The sequence below is a fragment of the Aporhodopirellula aestuarii genome, from assembly GCF_023701485.1.
GTDB lineage: Bacteria > Planctomycetota > Planctomycetia > Pirellulales > Pirellulaceae > Rhodopirellula > Rhodopirellula aestuarii.
The window spans coordinates 55703-81707 of the sequence record NZ_JAMQBK010000011.1 but is presented as its reverse complement, the minus strand read 5'-3'; the positions used below and the strand labels follow the sequence as shown (position 1 = coordinate 81707).

General features: G+C 54.2%; 14 protein-coding genes. All 14 read left to right on the top strand.

The features are described from left to right. The first annotated feature begins 1072 nt into the window (after nt 1-1072). The 14 genes from NB063_RS03195 to NB063_RS03130 all read left to right on the top strand — a co-directional run bounded on the left by NB063_RS03195 (nt 1073) and on the right by NB063_RS03130 (nt 25678). Nucleotides 1073-2893 (top strand): alpha-L-fucosidase, encoded by a 1821-nt coding sequence (locus tag NB063_RS03195; RefSeq protein WP_250927300.1) that lies wholly within the window; start codon nt 1073-1075, stop codon nt 2891-2893. A 109-nt stretch (nt 2894-3002) separates the two neighbouring features. Further along, on the top strand, nt 3003-3965 hold the full coding sequence (locus NB063_RS03190; RefSeq protein ID WP_250927299.1) for an alpha/beta hydrolase: 963 nt from the start codon (nt 3003-3005) through the stop codon (nt 3963-3965). Nucleotides 3966-4681: 716 nt separating this feature from the next. Further along, entirely contained in the window at nt 4682-5905 is a 1224-nt protein-coding gene (locus NB063_RS03185; protein ID WP_250927298.1) for a DUF1559 domain-containing protein, read from the top strand. Between the two features lie 159 nt (nt 5906-6064). Further along, complete coding sequence (locus tag NB063_RS03180) at nt 6065-6253, top strand: hypothetical protein (RefSeq protein ID WP_250927297.1); 189 nt, start codon at nt 6065-6067, stop codon at nt 6251-6253. Between the two features lie 240 nt (nt 6254-6493). Continuing rightward, nucleotides 6494-7705 (top strand): putative glycoside hydrolase, encoded by a 1212-nt coding sequence (locus NB063_RS03175; protein ID WP_250927296.1) that lies wholly within the window; start codon nt 6494-6496, stop codon nt 7703-7705. Nucleotides 7706-7768: 63 nt separating this feature from the next. Then, the gene (locus NB063_RS03170; protein WP_250927295.1) at nt 7769-9298 is read left to right on the top strand and encodes an alpha-L-fucosidase; all 1530 of its coding nucleotides are present in this window, start codon (nt 7769-7771) and stop codon (nt 9296-9298) included. 56 nt (nt 9299-9354) lie between these two features. Continuing rightward, nucleotides 9355-11637 carry a right-handed parallel beta-helix repeat-containing protein gene (locus NB063_RS03165; protein WP_250927294.1) on the top strand — a complete coding sequence of 761 codons (2283 nt, stop codon included), beginning with the start codon at nt 9355-9357 and terminating at the stop codon, nt 11635-11637. A 591-nt stretch (nt 11638-12228) separates the two neighbouring features. Then, nucleotides 12229-15318 (top strand): sulfatase-like hydrolase/transferase, encoded by a 3090-nt coding sequence (locus NB063_RS03160; protein ID WP_250927293.1) that lies wholly within the window; start codon nt 12229-12231, stop codon nt 15316-15318. A 385-nt stretch (nt 15319-15703) separates the two neighbouring features. After that, nucleotides 15704-17260 carry an arylsulfatase gene (locus NB063_RS03155; protein ID WP_250927292.1) on the top strand — a complete coding sequence of 519 codons (1557 nt, stop codon included), beginning with the start codon at nt 15704-15706 and terminating at the stop codon, nt 17258-17260. 728 nt (nt 17261-17988) lie between these two features. Beyond that, nucleotides 17989-19428, top strand: a complete 1440-nt coding sequence (locus NB063_RS03150; protein WP_250927291.1) for a sulfatase-like hydrolase/transferase — start codon at nt 17989-17991, stop codon at nt 19426-19428. A 59-nt stretch (nt 19429-19487) separates the two neighbouring features. Continuing rightward, a complete protein-coding gene (locus NB063_RS03145) occupies nt 19488-21341 on the top strand; it encodes an alpha-L-fucosidase (protein WP_250927290.1) in 1854 nt (617 codons plus the stop codon). A gap of 67 nt (nt 21342-21408) precedes the next feature. Beyond that, nucleotides 21409-22842, top strand: coding sequence for an alpha-L-fucosidase (locus NB063_RS03140; RefSeq protein ID WP_250927289.1), 1434 nt, complete (start codon nt 21409-21411; stop codon nt 22840-22842). A gap of 12 nt (nt 22843-22854) precedes the next feature. Beyond that, on the top strand, nt 22855-23814 hold the full coding sequence (locus NB063_RS03135; protein WP_250927288.1) for a family 43 glycosylhydrolase: 960 nt from the start codon (nt 22855-22857) through the stop codon (nt 23812-23814). 1 nt (nt 23815) lies between these two features. Continuing rightward, nucleotides 23816-25678, top strand: a complete 1863-nt coding sequence (locus NB063_RS03130) for a glycoside hydrolase family 97 protein (protein WP_250927287.1) — start codon at nt 23816-23818, stop codon at nt 25676-25678. The last annotated feature ends 327 nt before the right edge of the window (nt 25679-26005 follow it).

The following is a 26005-nucleotide window of genomic DNA, read 5'->3' as shown; positions in this document are numbered from 1 at the left end:
CCTGGGTCCGGCCTACAGTTCGCGGCAGTTTCGCCAGATGATTCCTGCAGACATGCTTAATCCTAATCTTGCTCTTATTCTTAATCCCAAGTTGACGCGACTGGTTTGACGCCGTTGCAAGTGAACGCTGCGAAATACCGCCGATCCGCCTTCTGGTGGCGATGCTCTTGGGTGTCGGGAGTGAAAGGAGGGTTGCGTGCGGGGGGAGAGATTAGGATTAAGAGTATGATTAAGATTGTGAGGAAGGTTGGTTGATCTTAATCCTAATCTTCGTCTTAATCGGTACTTGGCGCAACTGACTTGACGCGGATGGTTGCGTGAAAGCGTTTGGGGCGATGCCGTCCCCCGGACTGGAGTCCGGCGCAGTTGCATGTCGTTGGTTTGCGACGAAAGACTCACGCGTTGCCGAATTGGACCACAAGAATGACATCTGTCGTCGCTTCGCGCCTTGGGGTTGCTTGGGGCGACGTCCTCCCCGGACTCGCGTCCGGGGCTTTCGTATGTCGTCGCTATCGCGACTTGGAATGGAAGCAATACTGGCGTGGCCTTGTATTTCCACGTCAACGCTACGATTTAGCGGTCCAGAGAGTTAGCAGTCCAGGCTAATGCCCAGATGGCTCATCGGATTTTGCCCAATGATTCCTACCTACCTGCTTAGCTGAGTATCCAGCAGCTCGATGGCGCCGTTGTGAAACGCTTCAACAGGCAATTTGTCGCCCCTCGAGATATACCAGGGTGTCGTTCGTACGGACGACAGGCGGAAGGCACGCGACCACTAAACCGGGGTCAGCAGGAAATTCGCCGCCTCTGAGCAGCGTTTCCACCCTGCAATGCCGTAAAATAGAAGTCGGGGCGATCGAACAGAATCGTCTTAGAACGTGCTTGAAGACCGAACACCCCTATCCCCTCCGGGAAGATCGAGCGAAGCGAGGAGAGAGGCGAAGCCGAACAACGCTTCTCCTCTCCGCCCCTTTGGAGAGACTTTCGCTCAGGAGAACGGTTTCCTTCAACAAACACGCAGGAGCCTACACCCACCATGCCGACTAGCTACAGAACTCAGAGGCCGACACTCATGCCATGGCTTCATTCGATGTTAAAACGCGGCCGTGCAATCGCGCCGCTGGTTATATTAACGGCAACCATGGTCCACGCAGACACGCAAGTCAGCCAACGGTCGGACGGCTGTGTCGTGATGGAGATGAGCCAGGCGCGCGGTGATGGAGACCAACTCGTTGGGGACTTCCATATTCAACAGCCCGGTTCGCTGTCCGTGCAGTTGGTCTCGTCGATCGACGATGCTGACGTGGCTCAACCCACCACAATCAAGATCGATGATTTGCCGCTCAGCGGCGTTTGGAACAAGTCCTACGTGATCGAAGACGGATTGGTCTGGGACTTTAGCCGCCCCGCTGAGTTTAAAGACTCAGGCCCCCATACTCTTTCCATTCCCTCCACCAAAGCCATCAAACGCGTTCGGCTGGTTCCGACGGGGTACGTGAAATCCAAAATCCAGGTCAGTTCACAGAGTTACTTTGACCAGTGGATTGCGATGCACCGATCGCCTGAAAAACAGGCTGCTTTGGCATGGTTCAAAGACGCGCGTTTCGGCATGTTCATCCACTGGGGTGTCTATGCGGAAGCGGCGGGATCTTGGAAAGGAACCCGCATCGAAAAAGGCCAGGGACCGAAGGTGGCCGAATGGCTCATGAACGCGTTCCAGATTTCGCGCCGCGAGTACCGCGAATACGCCAAGGGTTTCCTCCCCGATCCATCGTTTGCCGTCAACATCGCTCGGCTGGCGAAAGAAACGGGCATGAAATACGTCGTCATCACGGCAAAACACCATGACGGATTTGCTTTATTCGATTCCAACCATTCGGAATTCGATATCACGGATGCGACGAACTACAGCGGCGATCTAATCCGAGAACTTTACGATGCCTGTCGGGCCGAAGGTCTTGAGTTCGGCGTCTACTACTCGCACGGTAACGACTGGGGAGAAGGAGGCGATGGCAACTACGCCAACGTGAAGGCTCGCAACGATTCATTGGGTGTGCCCACCCGAGAGCAAGGCAAAAACCTGTGGGATCCAAGTCCCACCGATCACGCGGACTATCTAAAAAACAAAGCTTATCCGCAAATCACTGAACTGATCCAGCGATTGCCGGACCTGCGCCTGATCTGGTTCGACGGCGAAGGGCTGATTACTGAAAAACAAGCGTTTGATTTCTACAAGCTGGTTTATGAGCTGAACCCCAGCATCATCATCAACCGCCGCGTCGGCTATGACTTCGGCGACTATGTCGATGCCGGTGACAACAAAACGCCCGGCGAAAACGACTTGGCGGACAAACACTTTGAAACGTGCGGAACGGCCAATCATTCCTGGGGTTATAAGGCTCACGACCATCAATGGAAATCTTCCAATCAACTGCTCCGCAACTTCGTTGATATCGTATCGAAGGGCGGCAACTATCTTCTTAACATCGGCCCTGATGGAAAAGGCCGAGTCCCCCAACCTTGCGTCGAACGGTTCCTTGAAATGGGGCAGTGGGTGCACACCAACGCCGACGCAATCTTCGGAACAAATCGATGGACGACGTTCAGCGAAGGCGTGACCCAAATTAAGAATGTATCTTCACTTCCGACCGAATTTTGGTTCAGCGTGAAAGGCAATAAGGTCTACGCGATGTCACTTGCACCGCCGAACGACGCGACTCGGATTTTCTCGCTCAACCAATCGGCTGGCCAGATCACTCAATTGCGTTTGCTTGGCAGCGACACGTCATTGACCTGGAAACAAACGTCCGAGGCGTTGGAAATCGATTTCTCGAACGTCCAAACCAGTGAAAACGGCTACGCCCTCGAAGCAACGTTCAACAGCGAACCGTAGCGGAATCCATCAGAACATCCGTCAACGAGCGACCTTGAGAACGTTCGACCAGTGTGACTTCCCCATCAAAAATCATTCTTCCTTGCTAATCGCCTTGAAAGCCCGCTAGATGAATCTGCGACACACCTTCTTGCTTGCCGTTGTCGTTTGTACATCAACGGCCCCCGCATTTTCGCAAGACGCAAAAAAACCGAAAGCGAAAAACGCCTCCTATCTTGAGACGGCTGGCGAGCGAATGCTCAACGTCGTTTATAAGCAAGTCGATCGCAAGCAGTTGTGCTTGGATCTCTACTATCCGACCGGCGGCGCTGACGGCAATTGCCCGCTAGTCATCTATACGCACGGAGGAGGATGGGCGGCAGGCAACAGGCACGGAGTCACCAAGCCGTTATTCGAGCCACTGTTTACAAAACTGATCGAGAAGGGCTTTTGCGTGGCATCGGTCGATTACCGGCTGGCAAGAAACGGCAGCGGCGTCTTGATGCGGGACTGCGTGACCGATTGCAAAGACGCGGTCAGATATCTCTGCAAAAACAGCGATTCATTGAAGTTGGATCCAACGCGATTTTTTGTAATGGGAGATTCCGCTGGCGGACAAATTGCACAGATGTTGTTGCTATCTCCTCCACATAGTCTTCCGGGTGATGTGAATCTTGCGAAAGTTTCCTACAACGTTGTTGCTGGCGTTTCCTGGTATGGTCCATGCGACTTCGAGAACGTCGAGCTATTCAAAACCTCGGATCCGACCAAAAATCCCGATCGCTTCGGAGCTCGCATCCACAATAGCGGTGCGAGCACCGAAGACAAACTCGCGCTCTACCGCGAAATGAGTCCCATCAACTATTTGACCAAGGACAGTCCGCCGCTGCTGATGATTCAAGGCGATAAAGACACCACCATTCCGGTCATGCATGCTCTGCACATGCAATCAAAAGCGAAAGAGTTAAACGCACCAGTAGAGGTCCTCATCATCCACAATGCCGGACACAACTGGCGCAAAGTCGATGCCGATATCGAACCGTCCTTCGAAGTCATCGTTAATCGAAGTGTCCAATTCTTCGTCGATCATTGATAGGCATAACCTGAGATTCGAATGGACTCAGCGAGACACATGGCGGTTGTCTCCGACGCATCTGCAATCCGGTCGTTTGCATCAATTCAAGCTGACGGCCTATCTCCTCCATCCGACGCTCCTATCGTGATAAGCCGTTCTTGACATTGTTAGCCAGCCGATCTGAGTCGGACTGGTCCATCGAGGCTGCTGCTCCGCTGTCGCGCGCCCTGGCTTAATCGAAACGCCGATGAACGAGTGAACCAGCCGCAAAGGTGTTGAGTCGTTCACATACGGGTGCTCACGAAAAAATCCGACCGTGTCATTCCTACGGACGACAGACAGGAACACACACAAGGGTACCATGAGACTCAGTAAAGCGTCGCTAGGGATTCCTAGACAACAAGACGCACGGTCGCGAGCTCATGATGAAATCAATGCATGAATTGATTTTTACACGCCTCAATCTCGTTTTGTTTTCCTTCGGACAGGCAGTTACCACAACCTCAAACCCTTTCGCTGTGGCAATTGCCAGCGGCAATCTCGGAGGTCTGAACGTAACGCCAAGTTCCCAACAGGTGAACGCCTTTTCATTCCTGCGTTGCCACAGTGGCCCTTCAACGCGTTCGCTTATTGTCAATCGCCACCGATTGAGAAGCAGTCACGTTGCAAGGTCGTCGTGGAAGACTCTTGAGCTTGCCTTCGACTTCTCTTCTCTTTTCACAATGAGGTTCTTTATGAGTTTCCGAAAACGTCGGTCCGGGTTCACACTTGTTGAACTACTCGTCGTCATCGCCATTATCGGCGTTCTGGTGGGATTGCTGTTGCCTGCAGTGCAGGCCGCCCGCGAGGCCGCTCGCCGAATGAGCTGCAGTAATAACTTCAAACAGATCGGCTTGGGCATTCACAACTATCACTCTGCGTACAAGCAAATCCCCACGCACGGTACCGGCACTGTATTGCAAATCGGCAGCGGTGACAAAAACGCCTATTGGGCAGAGAACAACAGAACCAACAGCAAACGACTTAGCACGCTTGTCGGAATCCTGCCGTTCGTTGAACAACAGGGGATCTGGGGAGAAATCACAAACCCAAATTCACGACGGGCTGACGGTGACACCGCGGCGGCAATTGGGACGCCGACCAATCCATGGCCGGCGATGGGGCCAACTCCGGGAACCATACAGTACCTCCCTTGGACGTACGAGATTCCAACTTACCGCTGCCCGAGCGACCCAGGTGTGGGCCTACCCGCTCTCGGACGAACCAACTATGCAGCCTGCTTAGGCGACAGCACCTACCACACCCGTTTTGGTCCGTGGAATAACCGACGACTCAGCCCAGCACGCCAAGAATCCTGCCGTGCCGCTCACCGCGGATTTTATCGGCCATACTATCAGCCGACCCGTTTCCGCGACATTCTCGACGGATTGTCGAACACCATTGCGATGGGCGAAATCGCAACCGATCTAGGTGATGGCGCGATTTCGACTAGCGCCCCGAACGATGGCTCCACCTTGGGCGGCAACAACGGATCCATCGCGGCGGTGAGAGACAACCCCGCAGCCTGTGATTCATTCAAGGATCCCGAGCGACCACAATTCTGGCTCAACGGTGGCGCAACCCCAGACCATTCCCGCGGCTTCAAGTGGGCCGAAGCCAAACAAATGTTTACAGGCTGCTTCACCGTCTTGCCACCCAATGACGTGTACTGCGGACGCCACAATGCCAAGGACCTATCATTCCCCGCGCCCATGTCTAGCCGGCACGTCGGTGGTGCTCACGTTCTGATGGGAGATGGAGCCGTGGTCTTCATTACCGATTCGATCGAAGCCGGAAACCGAAATGCCGGCATGGTATGGCATGGCGCTACCGGAGATCGGGCCCCCGGAAACAAGAGCCCCTATGGACTTTGGGGAGCACTCGGTACTCGCGGCGGCAAAGAAACTGAGAGCCTGTAACACCGGAACTAAGTCGCTTTGACTTGGTGACACAAACACCCGGAGACGCTGAGTCTTGCTCTCGTCTCCGGTTTTCGCTTCCGATTGTTGACTTTTTGGGCAGCATAGTTTCACGTTCATTCCAAGTTTACTATTCGATTTGATTGGCTACGAACTCCTATGAAAACTCTTTCCTTATCACTCCCTTTGCTTCTCACTGCGATGTCACTGATCTTCCTAGCCGGCTGTGGAGAAGATCAACCTAAATCAGTAACTGAAGGCATTCCCATCAGTGAAATTGAAGACTACGAAACACGACTCAAAGAAATGGAGGCAGAAGCAGAGAGAGAGCTAGCTGAAGAGAACTAACAATAACCGTTTGTTTGCATCCGCTTCTAACAAGTGCGTTGGTTCTGGACCGCCATCACCAGAAGCCCTGAGAACTGATCGCGGTGTATTGAAAAGTCCAGAACACCGCTAACGGGGTGACGCTGGCGACGGAAGCCGACGGCATTGGAGAGAACTTGCTGGATGCCCCAAAACGGATGCTCCGCATGCTAGGCAATCGTAGCCAGCAGAATCAATGAAACCTTGTAGAGAGAAATCAGCATGAAACCCATTTGCGTGTTTGCCTTCCTGGCGATCTTGCTTACACCGAACAACTCGGTTCGAGCGGTTGAACCGTCGGCGCCTCCGGCGGATCGCGAGCGGATGCCAGACTTCTCTTGGGACCACGTTCCCCTATATGTTCATATCCGCAAGGACACCGCGTTTACCGACGAGGAAATTCGCTACTTGGCGACGTTTCCGCTCATCACGTTCGAAAAAAGCACCGGCACAACAGATTCAGGGTCATGCGAAGCGGGAACGCTCACGGCGGCTCGGGCTGTCAAAGCGATCAACCCTGATACCAAAATCCTGTATTACCGAAATGTGATCGTGCACTACGGTGGCTACGCCGCTAACAAAGAACTCAACGCTATTCAGGGAGCATTTCTGGTTAACGGCCAGGGCAACGACAAGCTTATCCGCGACCGCCTCCAAGCCTACGATCTTTCGAACCCGGCCGTGCGTGAATGGTGGATAAACGCAGCGAATGACGTTTGTTCTGATCCGTCGATTGATGGCGTTTTCCTCGATGGTGTGGTCAAGATTCTGGAACCCGCTTTCCTGAAGGGCGTCATCGGGAGCGATAAAAAGAACGCCGAGCTCGCAGGCTACGTGACCATGATAAACGACACGCGGAAGATGCTTGGTCCGCAGAAACTCATGATCGCCAACGTGTTGCGAGCACGCTTTCCGGATTCAGGACTCAGTTACATGAAAGCGTTAGACGGATCCTACATTGAGGGGTTCGAAGGCGCCGTGGGAATGTCAAAGAAAGACTACGTTGCCAAGGGCATGGAAGCGTTTCAGAAAGCAGCTCAGCAAGGGTCAATCGTCGCATTCACCTGTGGACTGGGCAGCAACCAGCAAGACGCGGATGAAACTCCGAGGGTTTCCGCTAGATTCAACAATGCTGCTGACAGAAGCCAGAGACGGGGCGGCGACGCGAAGAGCCGTTTCGACTACCAGTTGGCGATGTTTCTTATCTGCGCCGAAAAGTACAGCTACTTTGATCTAAAAGACAGCTATGACGCGAAAGCCAGCAAAACATGGATGCAACGTCCTTCTGACTATGATCGTCCATTGGGTCCTCCCAATGGTCCGGCGACGCGAGACGGCTACACCTACACTCGCGAATTCGCCCACGCGTCCGTTCGGCTCGATATTGAAAACGAAACGGGCGAAGTTGTGTGGAAGGATACACCGGCGAACTGACAAACGTTTTCATGAAATCGAATGTCCCCGCTCGCTCTTAACCCTCCTTTAAACAGAAACACCATGAAATTCGACATCCCCGACTCTGAACAATCACGATCAATTGCACTTTCAATCGCAGTCGTAGCCCTGTGCATGTGGTCGCAATTGGCCGTTGGCCAGGAGATCAAACCGACGTGGGAATCGATGGCGGAACATTATGACGTTCCCGAGTGGTTTATCGATGGAAAGATTGGTGTTTGGACGCATTGGGGAGTCCCCTCCGCGAGCGATGAAAATCGGCCCAACGACGGATCGCATTACGGTCGTCGGATGTACGGACCCAACGACGGAGAAACGGGCGGACAGTTGAAAATGACAGAGGAACTCACGGCGTTTCATACAAAGCGTTACGGCCCGCCCTCCGAATTCGGGTACGAAGATTTGGTGCCGCTCTTCAAGGGCGAGAAATGGGATCCAGATGCGTTGGTGAAATACTTCAAGGACTGCGGTGCTCGGTTCGTGATGCCAGTCGCCTGCCATCACGACAACTTTGACATGTACGACTCATTCCATCCGTGGAACTCCGTCAACATGGGGCCGAAGCGAGACACGTTGAAGGAATGGAAAGCGGCGGCCGCGAAACATGGACTCAAATTCGGAGTCTCGACGCACCTGTATTGGTCACCACGCTTCTTCAATGCCGCAAGGAAACACCAGACGCCAGGCACGCTGGAGTCGAAGCTGTTCAACATGGAGTTCGACCCCAAAAACTATCCCAGCCAAGACAGTTGGAACGGGCACTGGTACGCACGTTGTTGGGAGATCATCGAGAAATACGATCCCGACATGTTCAACAATGACGCGCCGTTTCCGGATGAAAAGAGAGGAAACAGCCTCGGAGTCAAACTGTTTTCGTCATACATCAACCGAGATTTGAAAGAGAACAACGGCGATCAAACCGTCGTGTTTTCCTGCAAGAGCGGAAACCTGAACAAGGCCGCCTTCACCTACAACCTCGAACGCGGCAGCTCCGCCGATATCCAACCCGAACCCTGGATGTGGGCAACCGATCTCTCCGGCGGTTGGTTCTATCGCAAAGGGGCGGTTAACCGGATGAGTATTCCGGTCATGATCGGAAACGCCATCGACGCAATCAGCAAGAACGGGGTTGTGATGATGAACGTCGCCCTACGCGGTGATGGAACGGTTCCCGAGAACCAAGCCGCGTACCTGAACGCCTTCGGTGACTTCCTCAAGACCAACGGCGAAGGAATCTACGGAAGTCGTCCCTGGAAGATTTTCGGCGAAGGCCCGCTCAAAATTCAAGGCGGACGTCAAGGCGAAAATCATGACTCCTTCACCCAAGAAGACATTCGCTTCACCACCAAGGACGGCACTCTGTACGCGTTCGCTCTTGCTTTGCCAACAAGCGACATCACCATCAGTACACTCGCGACCGGCGGTTTGCTGGACCAGGAAATCGCACAGATCTCGCTCATGGGAAGCGATGAACAAGTTCATTGGACTCGGTCGCCCGACGGGCTAACCATCAAACGTCCAGAAACGCTACCAGGCAAACATGCGATCGGATTTCGCATCACACTCCAATAGCAGCGTTCAATTAACGACACAGCGACTACGGCAATCCCCCAAATGGCAAAGTTAAAATGAAACTCGAATCGTTTTTGTTTCGTCCGCAATCGTTGATTGCTCAGTGGCTCGTGATACTCACCATCATCGCTACTCCCGGAAAAGGATTTGCAGCGGACGTTTATGTAGCCATCGATGGAAGTGTGCAAGCCGATGGCAGCGTAGCGAGACCCTACCGATCACTCGCTGACGCTGTCGCGGCGGTGCGGGCGTTACGTCAAGCGGGTGACACCGAACCCGCGACGATCTACCTGAGATCGGGACGACATCAACTCAAGCGGACGCTGGTATTGGACGTTGCCGACGGCTCGCCCACAGCATCGGGTGCCACTGCATTGGAGAAGTATGGCGCCGGATCCCCCTCGGGGCCCGCTCATCTGACCTTCGCCGCCTTCCCGGGCGAAACCCCGGTCGTGAGTGGTGGTGTGCCAGTCGTTGGTTGGAAACGATTGACCTCCCCACCGGCTGGATTGCCGGAAGATGCAGTTGGCAAAGTTTGGGTCGCAGACATCCCCAAATCATTGGATCGTTTCTACACGCTTTATGATGCGGAGGGGCGGTTAAATCGCGCCCGCGGAGACGGTTTTTTGCCGACTAAAAACGGCGACAACCGAACATTGCATTTCCCAAAAGGGATATTGAAGAATTGGGCGAATTTGAACGACGTGGAAATTCAAGTGAGGCCGGGCGTTGCCTATGAGATCAACATGCTGCCGCTTTCATCGGTCGACGAAGCGGCAGGTGTTGCGAAAACGCATGTATCCGCCGCGGGCCGGATCGGTAACCTGCCATCCTACTTGCTGAATCTGATGGGAGATTCTGCGGCTTCCGTTTGGGTCGAGAATGTTTTGGAAGAACTCGATGAGCCTGGTGAGTGGGTGGTCAACACTCAGTCACGCAAAATCTATCTCTGGCCTTCCGATCCGGCGACCGACGGATCCCCGCACGGGATTCTCGCACCGACGACTAGCGAACTGATTCGAGTTGAGGGCGACATCGACTTCGACGGTCCTACCGACACTCCTGTTCGCGGCATCGCCTTTTCCGGCCTGACCTTTTCACACGCTGATCGATGGGCATGGACCAGCGAAGACGATCTTGCGGGCTGGGAATTGCAGCACGCATGGGACATCTTCGATCGCCCCACCGCGTTGCTCCGATTCCGTGGTGCGGAAGATTGCCAGGTGACAAATTGCCGATTTGTAAACTCCGGTGGCACGGGCGTGCGTCTCGATCTACACGCTCAACGCAACCGCATCTCCGACTCCGAATTCGCTCATCTCGGCGAAGCCGGCATTTTGCTGGTCGGCTATGGACTCGGGACCAAAGACGTCAACCACCACAATGACATCGTCAACAATCATCTGCATCACTTCAGCGAAATCACTTGGCAATCACCGGGGCTTTGGGCTTGGCAAAGCGGACACAATCGGATCGTGAACAACGAATTGCACCACAGCGGTTATTGTGCGGTCGTCATCAGCACCCGCCAGGGCGGCAGCAAAACGATACGTCATCAGGAGCTAGCTCACCCCGACGAGGGAAGGCGACGGGGCGGCTATGACAATTGGAAACTTCGTGAAAAGTATCTCCATTCCCGTCACAATCTCTTTGAGTTCAACGAGATTTCACATGCCGTGCAATTGCTCTCCGATGGGAACGGCATCTATGTCTCCGGAACTGGAACAGGCAATATCATTCGCTACAACTACGTGCACAATAACCAGGCACACTCTTTGCCAGCGGCGATTCGCTGCGATGATGACCAACACGAAACGCTAATTTACGGAAACATACTCTATCGAAACGGCGGGCATGCAGCCGGTATCGCATCCAAAGGCACCAATGACATCATCAACAATTTCATCGTGGATCAAACGGTCGTGCCCAGAAACGGTTACATCAGCTTTGAGTGGGTTCCGGTAACCGGCTCGAAAGTCGAACGCAACATCGTTATCTCGCATCCAGACGGTGGGCTCGCTCATTCCGAAAGGATGCGAAGCGGGCAGACCTCGGGAGGCCCCAAAATCGCCTCCACGGAGATGAACGCGAACCTGTACTACCATCCAACAAACCCTCACTGGATGGATGAGCACTTCGCCAAAATGCGAGCGATTGACAAGGAACGGAGCAGCCTCGTCGGAGACCCGTTGTTCAATGATCCGTCGACGGGAGACTTCAGTTTCCGCCCCGGCAGTCCGGCATTGACCTTGGGAATCGAACCGCTCGATGCGTCAAAAATGGGGCGTTTGAACAAACCCTCCCATGTCAACGACGCAGGAAGCGTTCACGAGAACTAACAGTCCGTTCTGTTTATTCGTTCTGAAATCACTTTCATGCTTTGCTCTGCGTTTGCCTGCATACGCGGTGAATGCGATAGCCGCGCTAGCCGTTAATCAAGCTTCGCTTGATTGAGGGCTAGAAGCCACCACGACGCCGGTTCCGAATAAGGTAGCGTGGTTTCTAAACGCCCGCGTGATAGACTTGGATGAAGTCACACATCCCCTTGCACACGATGGCGGCTGGAAGCCACCACTACGCTCCAGTGCACGATGTCGCAAATCATTGACCGGATGTCGCATCCCGTTCTCGGCAAACGGGCGCAATACGCCATAATAACCAGACAGCGTCACTTTCTCTCGCCGTAAGCGTGCCGCAGATCATTCCACTGGGCATGCGTGATATTGGATAACAACTTGGCTTACCGCCTTCACTGACGCCGCGTTTCCCACGTCCGCGCTCGGCGAGTCGATGGCGATATTGCCGTTCGCGTAGTCAGCCACCAGCTATACTGCCCCCATCGGATATTCACGCCGCTTGTATTTGCCTCGGTCATCACGCCGGATGTGCGCCGAACCTCACTCAAACACTCCCCACTCGGTTGAATCAACATGCCTTTCGTTTCTGAATTCGACGACAAAAGCGAGATTGGAAAACCTCTGCGGATACTCTTCCTGTTCCTTTTTTCTTTTCTGCAGTTCGTCACGTACTCCGATGCGGCAGAACATCCGCCTAATGTCGTTTTGATCTTTGTCGATGACCTGGGCTACGGCGATGTTGGATGCTACGGCGCAACAAAGGTGAAGACACCGAATATCGATCAACTGGCCAAGGACGGCCGGCGTTTCACTGATGCTCATTCAGCCTCTGCGGTTTGCACAGCGTCTCGCTACGGATTGCTGACAGGTGAATATCCGATGCGCAAAAACATTTGGGGGCCCGCACCGGTCACCGCGCCACTACTAGTTGATACCGAAACGCTCACCATTGCCGATGTATTCAAGGACGGTGGTTACAACACGGCAGCCATTGGCAAATGGCACTTGGGGTTCGGAACCGGAACCAATGACTGGAAGCAACCGTTACGCCCAGGGCCGCTCGACCTCGGGTTTGATTATTACTTTGGTGTTCCGCTCGTGAACAGCGCGCCGCCGTATGTGTTTGTGGAAAATGACCGTGTCTTCGGGCGTGTCGCTGACGACCCGTTGGTATATGTAGGCAGAAACGCTGGAAACAAGGCTACCCCAATCACGCCCCTCACCGCAGAGCACGGCAATCGCGTCCCAAACTTTTTTACCGGCGCAAGCAACGCTCATTCGCTCTACAACGACTTCACACTGGGGACGACGCTAGCCAAACGTGCGACCGACTGGATCCGTGAACAGTCAGACAATCCCTTCTTTCTCTACTTCGCGACGACCAACATTCACCATCCGTTCACGCCGGCTCCGCGTTTTCAAGGCAGCAGTGAGTGCGGTCTCTATGGGGACTTCATCCACGAACTCGACTGGATCGTTGGCGAAGTCATGACGACGCTGGAAGAAAAAGGAATCGCAGATAATACATTGGTCATCTTCACCAGCGACAACGGTGGCATGTTCAACCACGGAGGCCAGAAAGCCTTCAGCATGGGGCACCGGTCTAACGGAGAATTGCTTGGTTTTAAGTTCGGCGCATGGGAAGGCGGGCATCGCGTTCCCTTCATCGCGAGATGGCCCGGACACATCCAACCGGGAACCACCTCGACGCAGCTAATCAGTGGCGTCGATATGTTGGCCACCTTCGCCGAACTCACGCAGCAAACCCTTGATAAAGAATCGCTCGCCGACAGCGTCAATGTATTGCCTGCACTGATTGGTGAGCCTGAGTCTCCATTGCGAGATACCCTCATTCTTTGCCCCTATCGACAGTCCCATCTCGCGGTACGCAAAGGAAAATGGGTCTATATCGATGCACAAGACGAGGGAGGGTTTAAAGGCAAACCTGGCACTCATGCTGCCGGTGGTGCCGCCTGCGCGTCGTTTGTCGGAAACGTGAACAGCGATATCGAGAACGGGCGAATCAAAAAGGATGCCCCTCCCGCTCAACTCTACGACTTAGAGAACGACGTCGCTCAGACCCAAAACCTCTACCGCGAAAACCCTGAAGTGGCATCGCAAATGAAAGCGCTGCTCGATTCATACCGCCCCGAGAAAGCGGCAACTCGCAGGAAGGGCGGCCCTCAGAAAAAACCGACCAAACCATCACTCCAATCGGGAACGAGTAGTCCGCTGCCGCCCGTCGCACGGACCGAATCCGCCACATCAGCCGGACAGGACGGGAATACCAATCGCTCGATAGTTTCTGCGACGACCTTGGTATCGAATGCAATCGAAACAACTCGCCCCAACTTTGTCATCATCTTCACCGACGATCAAGGATACGGTGACCTCAGTTGCTACGGTGCGAAACATGTCAGCACGCCTCGCATTGATCAGATGGCGGCGGAAGGCTCGAGACTGACGAACTTTTACGTCGCCGCCCCGGTTTGCACCCCTTCGCGTGCCGCACTGATGACAGGCTGCTATCCCAAACGGATTGAGATGGCGACGGGCTCCAACTTCGGTGTGCTTCTGGCGAGTGACCGCAAAGGTTTGAACCCCGAGGAGATCACGATCGCCGAAGTCCTCAAGTCGGCTGGATACAAAACGGGCATGTTCGGCAAATGGCACCTCGGCGATCAACCGGAGTTTCTGCCTACGCGACAGGGTTTTGACGAATTCTTTGGTTTGCCCTACAGCCATGACATTCACCCTTTTCATGGCAACCAGAAGAAACACCAGTTCCCCTCGTTGCCTTTGCTCGACGGTGAAACGGTAATCGAGATGGATCCAGACGCTGACTACCTGACGAAGCGAATCACGGAACACGCGGTCGCGTTCATCGAGCAAAACAAGCAGACTCCGTTCTTTCTCTATGTCCCGCACCCGATTCCCCATCGTCCTTTACATGCCTCCCCGCCATTCATGGAAGACGCATCTGATGAGATCAAGACGGCACTCGAACAGGAGAAAGGAGTCGATTACAAAACACGCGACAAGATCTTCAAACAAGCCATCAGCGAAATCGATTGGTCCGTCGGGGAGATCCTCGACGCCTTGAAAGACAACGGCATCGATGACAACACCCTCGTAATCTTCACCTCTGACAACGGCCCCTCGATTCCTGGCAAGGCGACACCGCTGTCCGGCAAGAAGGGCAGCACGCTGGAAGGCGGCATGCGTGAACCAACCGTCATTCGTTGGCCTGGAAAAATCCCCGCGGGCAAACCAAACGATGAATTAATGACGACGATGGACTTGCTGCCCACTTTCGCGAAACTCGCCGGCGCCGAAATTCCAACCGATCGCGTCATCGATGGCAAAGACATCTGGCCCACACTCTCCGGTGCAGCTCCCACGCCTCACGAAGCGTTCTTTTATCATTCAGGCAACGATTTGCAGGCTGTGAGATCCGGCAAGTGGAAACTCCACACCAAACAAGGACGCCCCGCGAAGCTCTTTAATTTGGAGACTGATATTAGCGAGAAGAACAATGTCATCAAGTCGCATCCAGATGTGGTGCAGAAACTGGTTACTCACATGGACGCGTTCGCAGCCGATATCGCTGAGAACAGTCGCCCCGCCGCGTTTGTTGATAATCCGAAGCCCCTCTCGAATTAGCAACATTCACGAATTTTCAATTCAGTGTTATCGGCACCCGTCTCTCGCGCTTGCGAATTTCTTGTAGCGGGAATTGCCAAAACATCTGAATACATCGCGACCCGCGGCCCCACTTCACCCATGGCTTGACGAACTCGATTTTGCCGACAACACCGTCGTGTTATTTTTGGCGAGCACCGTGGGCTGAAACGGACGAGCGACAACTGACGCTGCGAGGATCGAAAGGCAAAATGCGCATGCCACCGTTGCTAATTTGATATGCTTGGCAAGAGCGACACGCATGCCTTCTTGCTATACTCAACAATTCGCATCTCGAGTGGATTCGGGTGATGCCCCCGAATCCAACCGTCCCCCCAAACGCCCCGCCCGAGAAGAAAGAATACTCATGATGTTAATGCGATTGATCTGTTTGTTCTTTGTATGCTTTTACTTGTTTGCTGGCGATGAATCCGCGTTAGCGAAGGATGCCGAGCGATCTCCCAATGTCGTACTGATCATGTGTGATGACATGGGCTGGTCTGACATCGGTTGCTACGGAGGTGAGGTGGACACGCCCAATCTCAATCAACTGGCAGCGGAAGGAATGCGATTCACGCAGTTCTACAACAACGCCAAGTGCACAACGACGCGGGCGTCGATCGTCACGGGACTCTATCCAAGACGCGACAAAGGCGGCTTGCTGCGAACGAACATGGTCACGATTGGGGAAGCGATGAAGCTGGCAGGCTATTCAACCGCGTTGAGCGGCAAATGGCACCTCGGCAGCCAAAAGGAAGCACATCCTTATCATCGAGGTTTTGATGAATTCTACGGATTGCTCGACGGTTGCTGCAATTTCTTCGATCCTTCGATGCCCGACCCGCCATACAAGGGCGGCAAGGTTCGCAAGTTTGGCGAACGCGATCAACTGATCACTTCGTTCCCCGAGAACTTTTACACGACCGATGCCTTTACCGACCACGCCGTCGAATGTGTGCAGAAGTTTGCCAAGAGTGACAGCCCGTTTTTGCTTCATGTCACCTACACGGCGCCGCACTACCCGCTGCACGCCAAGCCCGAAGACATTGCCAAGTATCGCGGTAAGTACAAAGCCATGGGCGGGTGGCTGAAAATGCGAGAGCAGCGATGGCAGCGGATCCAAGACATGGGACTGGCTACCGACAGCTGGCAACTGAGCGAAGAAGACAAGCGGTCATACGACTGGGAGACGGCCAATCACGATCACGAAGATCTACGCATGTCTGTCTATGCAGCCATGATCGACTCAATGGATCAAAACATCGGACGTCTGCGCACCGCGTTAGAGCAAGCAGGAGTTGCCGACAATACGCTGATTCTTTTCCTGTCAGACAATGGCGGATGCGCCGAAGAGCCCGGAGGCCGTGGACCTGAAATTATTCCTGGCCCCAAAGACCACTATGCGGCGGTAGGACCGGCTTGGGGTTGGGCTCAGAACACGCCGTTTAAGAAACATAAAAGCCACTCGTGCGAGGGTGGCATCCTCACGCCGTGTATTGCGTGGTGGCCTGGCCGAGTGCCAGCGGGCGAAATCACTCGTCAGCCGGCCCACATCATCGACATCATGCCTACCTTGCTCGAACTCGCTGGCGGTGAGTATCCGACGACCTACGAAGGACACGATATCCTGCCGGTGGAAGGCAAAAGCATGCTTCCGATCCTTCTCGGCGAGCACCGCGAACCACACGCGCAACTCGCTTGGGAATGGGCTGGCAATCGCGCCCTCCGAGAAGGCGACTGGAAAGTGGTCTGGCAAAAAGATGTCAAAGAGTGGGAACTCTACAACCTTGGTGAGGACCGTTGCGAGACAACTAATTTGGCCGCGAGTCACCCCGAACTCACTCGTCGTTTGAGTGAAGCATGGATCGCCTGGGCCGAGCGAACTGGACTAAACACTCAAACCAAGAGAAAGAAGGCTTCGTAGGCCGAGACGTAAACGCACGCTTGCTAGACGCGATCCAGCCGACCCTGATAACGCACGTCGTCGAGGGCCGCGGCGTGCCAGTTAGCTGGCGCATGAAGTCTCGATGATCGCCCCTTTTCGCGCATGACGCGGAACATTCGCTGTGGGTGAGAACCGACCAAATTCGCAACCGCGACAATCTGCCACTCGGAGCGGCACACGCTGGCGAGTTCATTTCTTTTTGCCGCGAGCTTCCCACGCTGGACATGCGTCGCATTTCGTTACTCCAGAGTCGCGTTTCCTCCTTGATTGTGTCGTCTCGCGGACCACATTGTCATATGGAGTGTCGAATTGACTGTTGAGGGATTCCATTAGTAGCGGAATGGCCCAAGCCGTCCGGAAACGTGGGACCGGACGGCTTGCGCCGTTCCGCTAAGAAGAGCACTCAATCACTCGATGTCTCCAACGCGGTGCTACACGGCTCTGCATTTTCACTTCTGATATCAACGAGCCGCTTGGACGTCTTTTTTTCTTTGGAAGCTGACAACTCAACCGGCATGAGGGCATTTGGCACGCTCTTACAACCGAACCCTGGTTTTAGTTTCAACGATCTCCGGTGAAGTGGTGGGGTCTTTTGAACGGGCGTTTCGCTCTCTGGAGTTCTCGCTCCCCAAACGTCGACAGGAAATGCGAACCGCTTGCGTACCCCGCAACTGGATTTGATCCAATCAGTCTATGAAAGAGAATTCGTGAATCGAATCATCTGCTTGTTTGCGTGCATCTGCCTGGGGACAACCCTCGTGCCTGCCGCTTCAGCCACCAAGCCGAATGTCATCATCATCCTCACCGACGACTTGGGCTACGGCGACTTGGGCTGCTATGGCTCCGAAACCCAGACGCCGAACATCGACCAGCTGGCCGCCGAGGGGATACGTTTTACAAACTATCTTTCGGCGAGCAATGTTTGTTCTCCCAGCCGAGCGGCGCTGCTCACCGGTCGTTATCCTCAACGCAACGGCCTGCCCGTTTGCCCCAATGGCGGCAGAGATCCTGATTGGAACGAGCACGTGGGCTTACCGCTCAGCGAAATCACAATCGCCGAGTTGCTGCAGCCACTTGGCTACGCAACTGCCGCTTTCGGCAAATGGCACTTGGGCGAACTCGAACCCTATGGCCCCCGCCAGCAAGGCTTTGATGAGTATGTGGGTAGCCATTACAACTTTCCGGTCGGCAAACCCAATATTTGGCTGCACAACGAGCAGCCGCAAGGCATGGTCCGTTTCGCCGCGGCGCATCAGAAACTGACCGACGCGACCATCGATTTCGTGAAGCAGCAACATGCGCAGCAGAAGCCTTTCTTCATTTATCTCGCACACTATCTGGTGCATGGGCCCTGGTCGCCTAACAAGGAGTTTTGCACGCCTGAAGAATGGGCCTCCGTTCAGAAACACAAAGGCAGGATGAATCCCAAAGCCTTGCCTGCAATGGTACGTGAACTGGATCATCACATTGGGCTCGTGATGTCGATGTTGAAGGAACTCGATATTGAAAAAGACACGCTTCTAATCTTTGCATCCGACAACGGTCCCTGGCTGCCTGCCGGTTCGGCGGGACCTTTATCGGAAGGGAAATACAGCACCAAGGAAGGCGGTCACCGCGTGCCGGCAATGATCCGTTGGCCGGGCCGAGTCCCTGCGGGACGGGTGAGTGACGAGATGGTGTCGTCACTGGATCTCCTGCCCACGATTGCTACGGTCAGTGGTGCCGCATTGCCTACCGATCGAAAATATGACGGCTTTGACCCAACGCCGTTGCTGAGCGGCGAAGTCGACGAAAGCCCTCGAACCGACTTCGCTTACTACAATGGCCTAACGCTTGAAGCGGTTCGCAGTGGTTCGTGGAAACTACACCTGCCGCGTGAGCCTGCGAATCTCGTCCACTGGGCCCGGAACAAAGGCGAATATCGAAACCTGGACCACATCGTGTTGAACAATCTGTCCGACGACATTTCGGAAAAACGTGATGTGTCGCTATCTCATCCAGAGCAAACCGCAGCGTTGCAGAACCAGGCAACGAAAACTCGCCGTGAACTAGGAGATTGGAACAGTTCCGGAAGCGACCGGCCTGCCAATGCGTACCCTGGCAATTTGAATTCCCCCAATTTCATCAAACCCCGATCAAGCAAATAACGTTCATGGCAAGTCAAAGAAGAGATTTGTCCCCGCGAGCCTTTACCCCACACCGACCGATGTACCGAATTTGGTCACTTGCTTTGTTGGCGACTCTCGGCTTGCCAACCATTGCCCTGGCTCAACCGGATCCAATGGAGTCTCGTGCGCGAGCGAAGTCGGACCGTCCATGGTTCGCTCAGTTCATGTCGGGCGATCCTGTTGTGGCAGGGTTTCCCGGTGAGTCAGAAGCGGACCGAACAAAACGCGTTCAGAGATGGAAAGACGCGAAATTCGGGCTCTTCCTTCATTGGGGACCGCAAAAGGCCGGTGGAGAATCAGTGATTAGCGACGAAGTATTGAGCAATTTCAATCCGGTAAAATTTGACGCTGAGGATTGGGTGCTCACTGCCAAAAAGCTTGGCTTCCGATACATCGTGATCACGACCAAGCACCATTCCGGGTTTTGCATGTTTGATTCGCAGTACACCCAACATGACATCATCGACGCGACGCCGTTTGGCCGCGACCCGATGAAAGAGCTGGCCGATGCTTGTTCCAAACACGACATGTTGCTCGGGTTTTATTACTCCGTTTGGGACATCAAGCATCCCGACTACACGGCGAACCTCGGAAGCCCGAAGTATGCGAACTACCACCAATACATGCTCGATCAAACCACCGAGTTGCTCACCAATTACGGCCCGATCGTTACCTTGTGGATGGACGGCGAATGGGTAAATACCTGGAGCCACGAACGCGCCTCAGAATACCGCGATCATGTGCGCAAGCTACAACCTGACATCCTGTTGGTCGATCGTATCGGGCAGCGCCGTTTGGGTGATGGTGACTACGGCTCTTGCGAAAATTTCACGCCCTACATTGGTGACAACATCAATCATCGGTTGTGGGAAAGCTGCCAGCGATTTGACGGCGGCTGGTTCTGGAAAGGCAAAGATACTTCACAATCCATGGAGTGGGCGTTGCTCAACCTGGTCGATACAGTGTCCCGTGGTGGCAATTTGTTGATGAACATGGGGCCGACTCCCGAAGGTGAGCTGCCTCCCGTGAGTGTCGCAAAGCTCAAACCACTCGGCGATTGGCTTCGGAAGTATGGTGAGTCAATTTATGGCGTCGAGCGTGGCCCCCACTATTTGCTGGAATGGGGCACGTGCACCCGTCGAAACAACACACTGTATTACCAGATCGCGCAGTGGCCAAAAGATGGCCGGCTCGTCATCCCTGGCTTAAACGAAGGCCAGCCTGATGCAGGCATCCATCAAATCACCTTCCTCGGAGACTCAGACGCAGCTCCGTTGAAGTTTACTCAGTCCGGTAGTGATGTCGTGGTGTCCGTCCCGCGTAAGCCGGTCGATCCTTTGATGAGCGTGATCAAGGTTGAGTTGAAGCGTCCGCCTGTAGTCGACAACCCAATTCGCCCCTTGAGCCGACCCCTCCGCCCACAGCAAGGCAATGCCGACGTGAGCGTAGGTGACTACTTTTTGTCCTCTGCCTTTGCTGAAATCAACGGTGACGACCTGCATTTCTCGCTTGGCGCCGGCGCGGGCGGCCAGCGTGAAAACTTAAAAGGCTGGACGAATCCTTCCGATTGGGCTCAGTGGGAAATTGTCGTCGACGAACCAGGCAGCTATGAGATCAAAATCAACTATTCGAGCTGGATGGACAGCGGAAAATTCGCCGTGAAAATTGCCGGACAAACTTTCGAGCATGATGTCACTGCGGGCGTGACTAAGAGAGGTCGACTTTCTCCGTTCAAAGCTGCCTTCAAAGTCGAGAGCCTTGGGGAAGTTCAGTTTGAAACGCCCGGTCGTTACACGCTCATGGTGAAAGCGTTGGAAATTGACCCTCAAGCAGTCGAATGGGATCAGGGCCTGATGCTTCTAAGAGAAGTGATTCTGACACCGGCCCGATAGTGGCGACACGTTTGTTCCTTCCTTAAAACAACTTCAGATTTCGATACCCCTACTTAAGGCGAAACCAATGAGATCCTTCATACTGACATTAGTCGTCATGGCGGGCGGCTTATTTCCATTGCACGCACAGGAACCTGCGAAGCGAGCCCAACGAAAAGCGAATCCGAAACATCGTTTTGAATACCGCTTTGACGATTCGCTACAGCAAACGGCTGATTCACTAGCGCGGCAAGAGAAGTGGTTTCGTGACGCGAAATTCGGCGCCTTCATTCACTTTGGCGTCTACTCATCCCTGGAAGGAGAATACCAGGGCCGTGGCTCCGATTTTCGTTACTCGGAGTGGATCCAAATTTCAGCCAAGATCCCGGCAAAAGAGTATCACCAAGTCGCCGCCCAATTTAACCCGGCGGAATTTGATGCCGACCAGTGGGCAAAAACGTTTGCAGATTCTGGAATCCGCTATGTCGTGATCACATCAAAGCACCACGATGGTTTTGCACTCTTTCAGTCCATGGTGAGCAATTACAATATCGTTGATTACACACCGTTCAAACGGGATATCATCAAAGAACTCAGTGAAGCGTGTCATCGCCATGGCCTCAAATTCGGTGTGTATTATTCTCATGCACAGGACTGGGATGAACCGGACGCTCCCTACCTGAATCAACGGGCCACACTGCGAGACATCCATCCCGATCTGCCAGCCGACTTCGATCAAGACATGGATCGCTACATTCAGAAAAAGAGTCTTCCCCAGGTCGAGGAATTGGTGAAGAACTATGAACTCGATCTGATCTGGTTTGACACTCCGGTCGGGATCAATTTTGAACGCGCGAAACTGTTCAGCGACATGGTTCGAAAATATCGGCCCGACTGCCTGATCAATTCCCGGCTGATCCATAGCGGAAAAGCGAAAATTGAGCAGCAATACCTTCCGCTCTACGACTACGTGTCGATCGGCGATAAAGAAGTCCCCACCACGAAACTGCCGCTCTACGTCGAATCGCCTGACAGTGTCAGTTCCTCGTTCGGCTACAAAACGAAGGGAAATTGTTATTACCACAGCGAAGAGGAAATGCTCCATCGTTTTGTGCACACAGTCTGTGCAGGCGGCAATGCCCTGATCAACAACGGCCCGATGGGCAACGGGCGCCTCGATCCTGAGGCCGTTCGGCTTTACGGCGTGATCGGTGACTGGCTCAAAATCAACGGCGAATCCATCTACTCAAGCGTCCGAAATCCTTTGGACGCGAGACCACAGTGGGGCGACATTTCCGCCAGTAAAGACGGGCAAACACTTTACCTCCATATCCTAGATTGGCCCGAATCGGGCTCTATCACTGTTAATGGACTGACGTCTGCGGTAACCTCCGCTGTCTACCTAACCAATGGTCAAAAGGTCGACTTTGCACAAGATGGCGACAACCTGAAATTGATGCTCGCCGACGAACCGCTGGACAAATACGACACCGTGGTCAAGCTGACATACCCGCAAGATTAACTCGACGTAGACATGAACGCATTCAGATCCTTGTTGATAGCATGCCTGCCCCTTTTTGCCGCTGTGGTGGCTCAAGCGGGTGTGCCAACGCTCTCTGTTTCGCACACTGCACTCCAGGGCATCGGTGCAGAGCACGGCGTGATGCGTCGAGACCCGAGCGACATCATCAAAGTCGGGGATCTGTACTACGTTTGGTATTCCAAAGGCCCACAGTCGAGTGGATACAACGCGACGGTCTGGTACGCAACGTCCTCGGACGGTCACGACTGGACGGAAAAAGGGATGGCTCTCGACAAGAGCCCCGTCGCGGGTGCCTGGGATGAGGCCAGTGTCTTCACACCGAACATTCTGGTCGCTGAGGGCAAGTTCTGGTTGTTCTATACAGGGATCTCGAAAAACCCAAAGGTGAAGCCCGACTCGAAAATCGGTATCGCGGTATCGGACTCGCCCGATGGTCCGTGGGAGCGACTTACGAGCAACCCGGCACTGACGAACAGCGACAACCCGAACGACTTTGACAGCCACTTGGTGGATGACGCCTGCTTGATCGTTCGCGATGGAGAATATTGGTTCTACTACAAAGGCCGGCAGTTGGGCAAAAATGCACGACAAACCCAAATGGGGCTAGCGATCGCCCAGCATCCGCAAGGCCCTTACGTGAAGCACGAGGCGACCCCAGTGATCCCGGGCAATCACGAAGTCTTGGTTTGGCCGCACGGCAATGGAGTCGCAGCGATGATCGGCACGACTGGGCCCAAAGACATCATCAACACAGTTCAGTACGCCGAAGACGGCGTTCATTTTTCAAAAATTCACGATGTGAAAAACGGCCCGTGGGCTGGCGGAGCATTCCGCCCCGAAGCTTTCACGGAAAGCGGCACCGGCGACATCCCAACCTGGGGTGTCGAGATCGGAAAAGCAAAAGGGAAAGTGCCGTTCATTCACAGGTTCGATCTCCAGAGAGGGAAATAACATGACGAAGTCAATTTTTGCGAGCCTGTTGTTAAACATGTTCATTACGGCGGGCTTGATGGCGGCGCCGGTCGCGGTCCAATCACCGAATGGACAGGTTTCGGCATCGTTCGATGTCCAAAACGGTAAGCTGTTCTATTCCGTGTCCAAAGCGGGATCGCCCATTGTGGATGCGTCCAAAGTGGAGATCTTTCCCGATGCGAAGATGACACTTGTCGATCAGTCAGTGCGCGAGAATGACACGAGCTGGTCACCGGTCTACGGGCAGTTCAGCACAATCCGTGATCACCATCGCGAGCTGACACTTTCACTGACGGCTGACGGCACACCCATCCAACTGCTGTGCCGCGTGTTCGATACCGGAGTCGGGTTCCGCTTTGTATTGCCGAAGGAGTCGGCGGGCAAAAAGATGACGTACCTCAGCGAGTACAAGCTGCTCGGCAGTGCCGCACACTACGCCGGTCAGCGCGGCGGAGAAGTCAAGACTCTCGCGAAAGCAAACCGAGTCGCCGTGCCGCTGGTGACAGAGCGTAAAGATGGACTGCATATCGGCTTCTTGGAGTCCGATCTCTATTCTGCCAGCGGGTTTGAGATCATGGGTATCCGTTTTGTCGCGGCGACCGGCACGCTCGAAGCGTCCAGCTCCGCCGTCTCGATTGGCGACGGACAGGTCACTGCCTGGCGTGTGATCTTGATCGGAGAAACAGCCGGCGATCTGACCTTGAATACGGTCGCACTGAACCTGGCGGCCCCCTGCAAGTTATCCGACACGAGCTGGATCCAACCCGGCAAGGGGCTTTGGGATTGGAGGATTCACGGCTACGACAACGGGGAATTCGTCTACGACATCAACACGCGTAGCTACCTGCATTTGATTGACTTCTGCGCCGAGCAGGGGATCGAGTACTTCACCGTGGACGATTTCTGGTTTACGAAAGCTGGGAACGGGAAGATGACCGTGTCACCGGATGTGGATATCGCGAAGGTGATGAGCTACGCCAAAGAAAAAGGCGTCAAGATCATGCTGTACTACGATCGAAAAAAGGGCGACTTCGGCGATGCGACCTTGTTCCGTCATTACGCCGACCTCGGTGCCACGGGCATGAAGTATGGCTTCATGGGCAATCGGGCCGAATTCACTCGCGCCGCCATCGATGCCGCTGCCGAAAACAAACTGCTAATCAATTTCCACGACGGGCCGGTACCAATGGCAGGCGTCGAAAGAACGATGCCCAATTTGATCACCCGCGAGTACTGCCACGGACAGCAGGACAGCAGAAGTGCCTTCACGCCAGAAACGTTCCTCAAAATGGCCATGGTTAGCTCGTTGACCGGACCGCTCGACATGTCCAACGGGAACTTTGGGATCAACAGCATCAATGCGGGCGAGCGTCAGAAGGGCCCCCGAAAAATGAATAGCTACATCTCGACGGTGGTCAGCGAAGTGGCTCGCAACTTGGTCATCTACACCGGACTGGTGACACTGCCAGACGCACCGGAAGAGTACCTGAAGAAGGCCGACTTGTTTGAGTACCTGAAGCAGATGCCCGCCACATGGGACGACTCGCGAGTGCTTCATTCCAAAATTGGAAAGTACATCACCGTGGCACGCCGTAGCGGTGACGCTTGGTTCGTCGGATCGGTCAGCGATCAGACGGCACAGACGCTCAACATCTCGCTGGGCTTCCTCGATCCAGACAAAACTTACGAAGCCACGATCTATCAGGACGCGCCGGATTCACACGGTTCGAAGAATCCAGAAGCCTATCAGATTACGACGGCACTAGTGAAACACAGCGACATGATTCCAGCCGAGATGGCCGTTGGCGGCGGACACGCCATGATTTTACGGCCTACTAAGTAGACGGAAGTTTAATAGCACGGGTGCCAGGGATTATTGATGTGAGCCGTTGATTAGTGTTTTTCTTAACGCTCAACTTGAAGATTTCTGACACCGGAGGACTCGCATCCTGCCGCTAAGAAGGTACGCGTTTTTGGGCGTTTGCGAGGCCCAACTTTTTCGAAAGAGGAGCGGCGCACACTGCCAGTTTTCATGCTGTCGATGGTAATTGGCTCGGGCGCATCCACTGGTATCATCGACGACACGTCGGGTTCTTCCATGCGCCCACCCCATTCGTGGCCACGCTATTGTCGATGATAATGTCGCGTTGGACCGTCAATCTCGCGCACG

Bases quoted from the DNA above. Each gene is read 5' to 3' on its own strand.
- NB063_RS03195 (WP_250927300.1), top strand. From the start codon at position 1,073: ATGCCATGGCTTCATTCGATGTTAAAACGCGGCCGTGCAATCGCGCCG.
- NB063_RS03190 (WP_250927299.1), top strand. From the start codon at position 3,003: ATGAATCTGCGACACACCTTCTTGCTTGCCGTTGTCGTTTGTACATCA.
- NB063_RS03185 (WP_250927298.1), top strand. From the start codon at position 4,682: ATGAGTTTCCGAAAACGTCGGTCCGGGTTCACACTTGTTGAACTACTC.
- NB063_RS03180 (WP_250927297.1), top strand. From the start codon at position 6,065: ATGAAAACTCTTTCCTTATCACTCCCTTTGCTTCTCACTGCGATGTCA.
- NB063_RS03175 (WP_250927296.1), top strand. From the start codon at position 6,494: ATGAAACCCATTTGCGTGTTTGCCTTCCTGGCGATCTTGCTTACACCG.
- NB063_RS03170 (WP_250927295.1), top strand. From the start codon at position 7,769: ATGAAATTCGACATCCCCGACTCTGAACAATCACGATCAATTGCACTT.
- NB063_RS03165 (WP_250927294.1), top strand. From the start codon at position 9,355: ATGAAACTCGAATCGTTTTTGTTTCGTCCGCAATCGTTGATTGCTCAG.
- NB063_RS03160 (WP_250927293.1), top strand. From the start codon at position 12,229: ATGCCTTTCGTTTCTGAATTCGACGACAAAAGCGAGATTGGAAAACCT.
- NB063_RS03155 (WP_250927292.1), top strand. From the start codon at position 15,704: ATGATGTTAATGCGATTGATCTGTTTGTTCTTTGTATGCTTTTACTTG.
- NB063_RS03145 (WP_250927290.1), top strand. From the start codon at position 19,488: ATGTACCGAATTTGGTCACTTGCTTTGTTGGCGACTCTCGGCTTGCCA.
- NB063_RS03140 (WP_250927289.1), top strand. From the start codon at position 21,409: ATGAGATCCTTCATACTGACATTAGTCGTCATGGCGGGCGGCTTATTT.
- NB063_RS03135 (WP_250927288.1), top strand. From the start codon at position 22,855: ATGAACGCATTCAGATCCTTGTTGATAGCATGCCTGCCCCTTTTTGCC.
- NB063_RS03130 (WP_250927287.1), top strand. From the start codon at position 23,816: ATGACGAAGTCAATTTTTGCGAGCCTGTTGTTAAACATGTTCATTACG.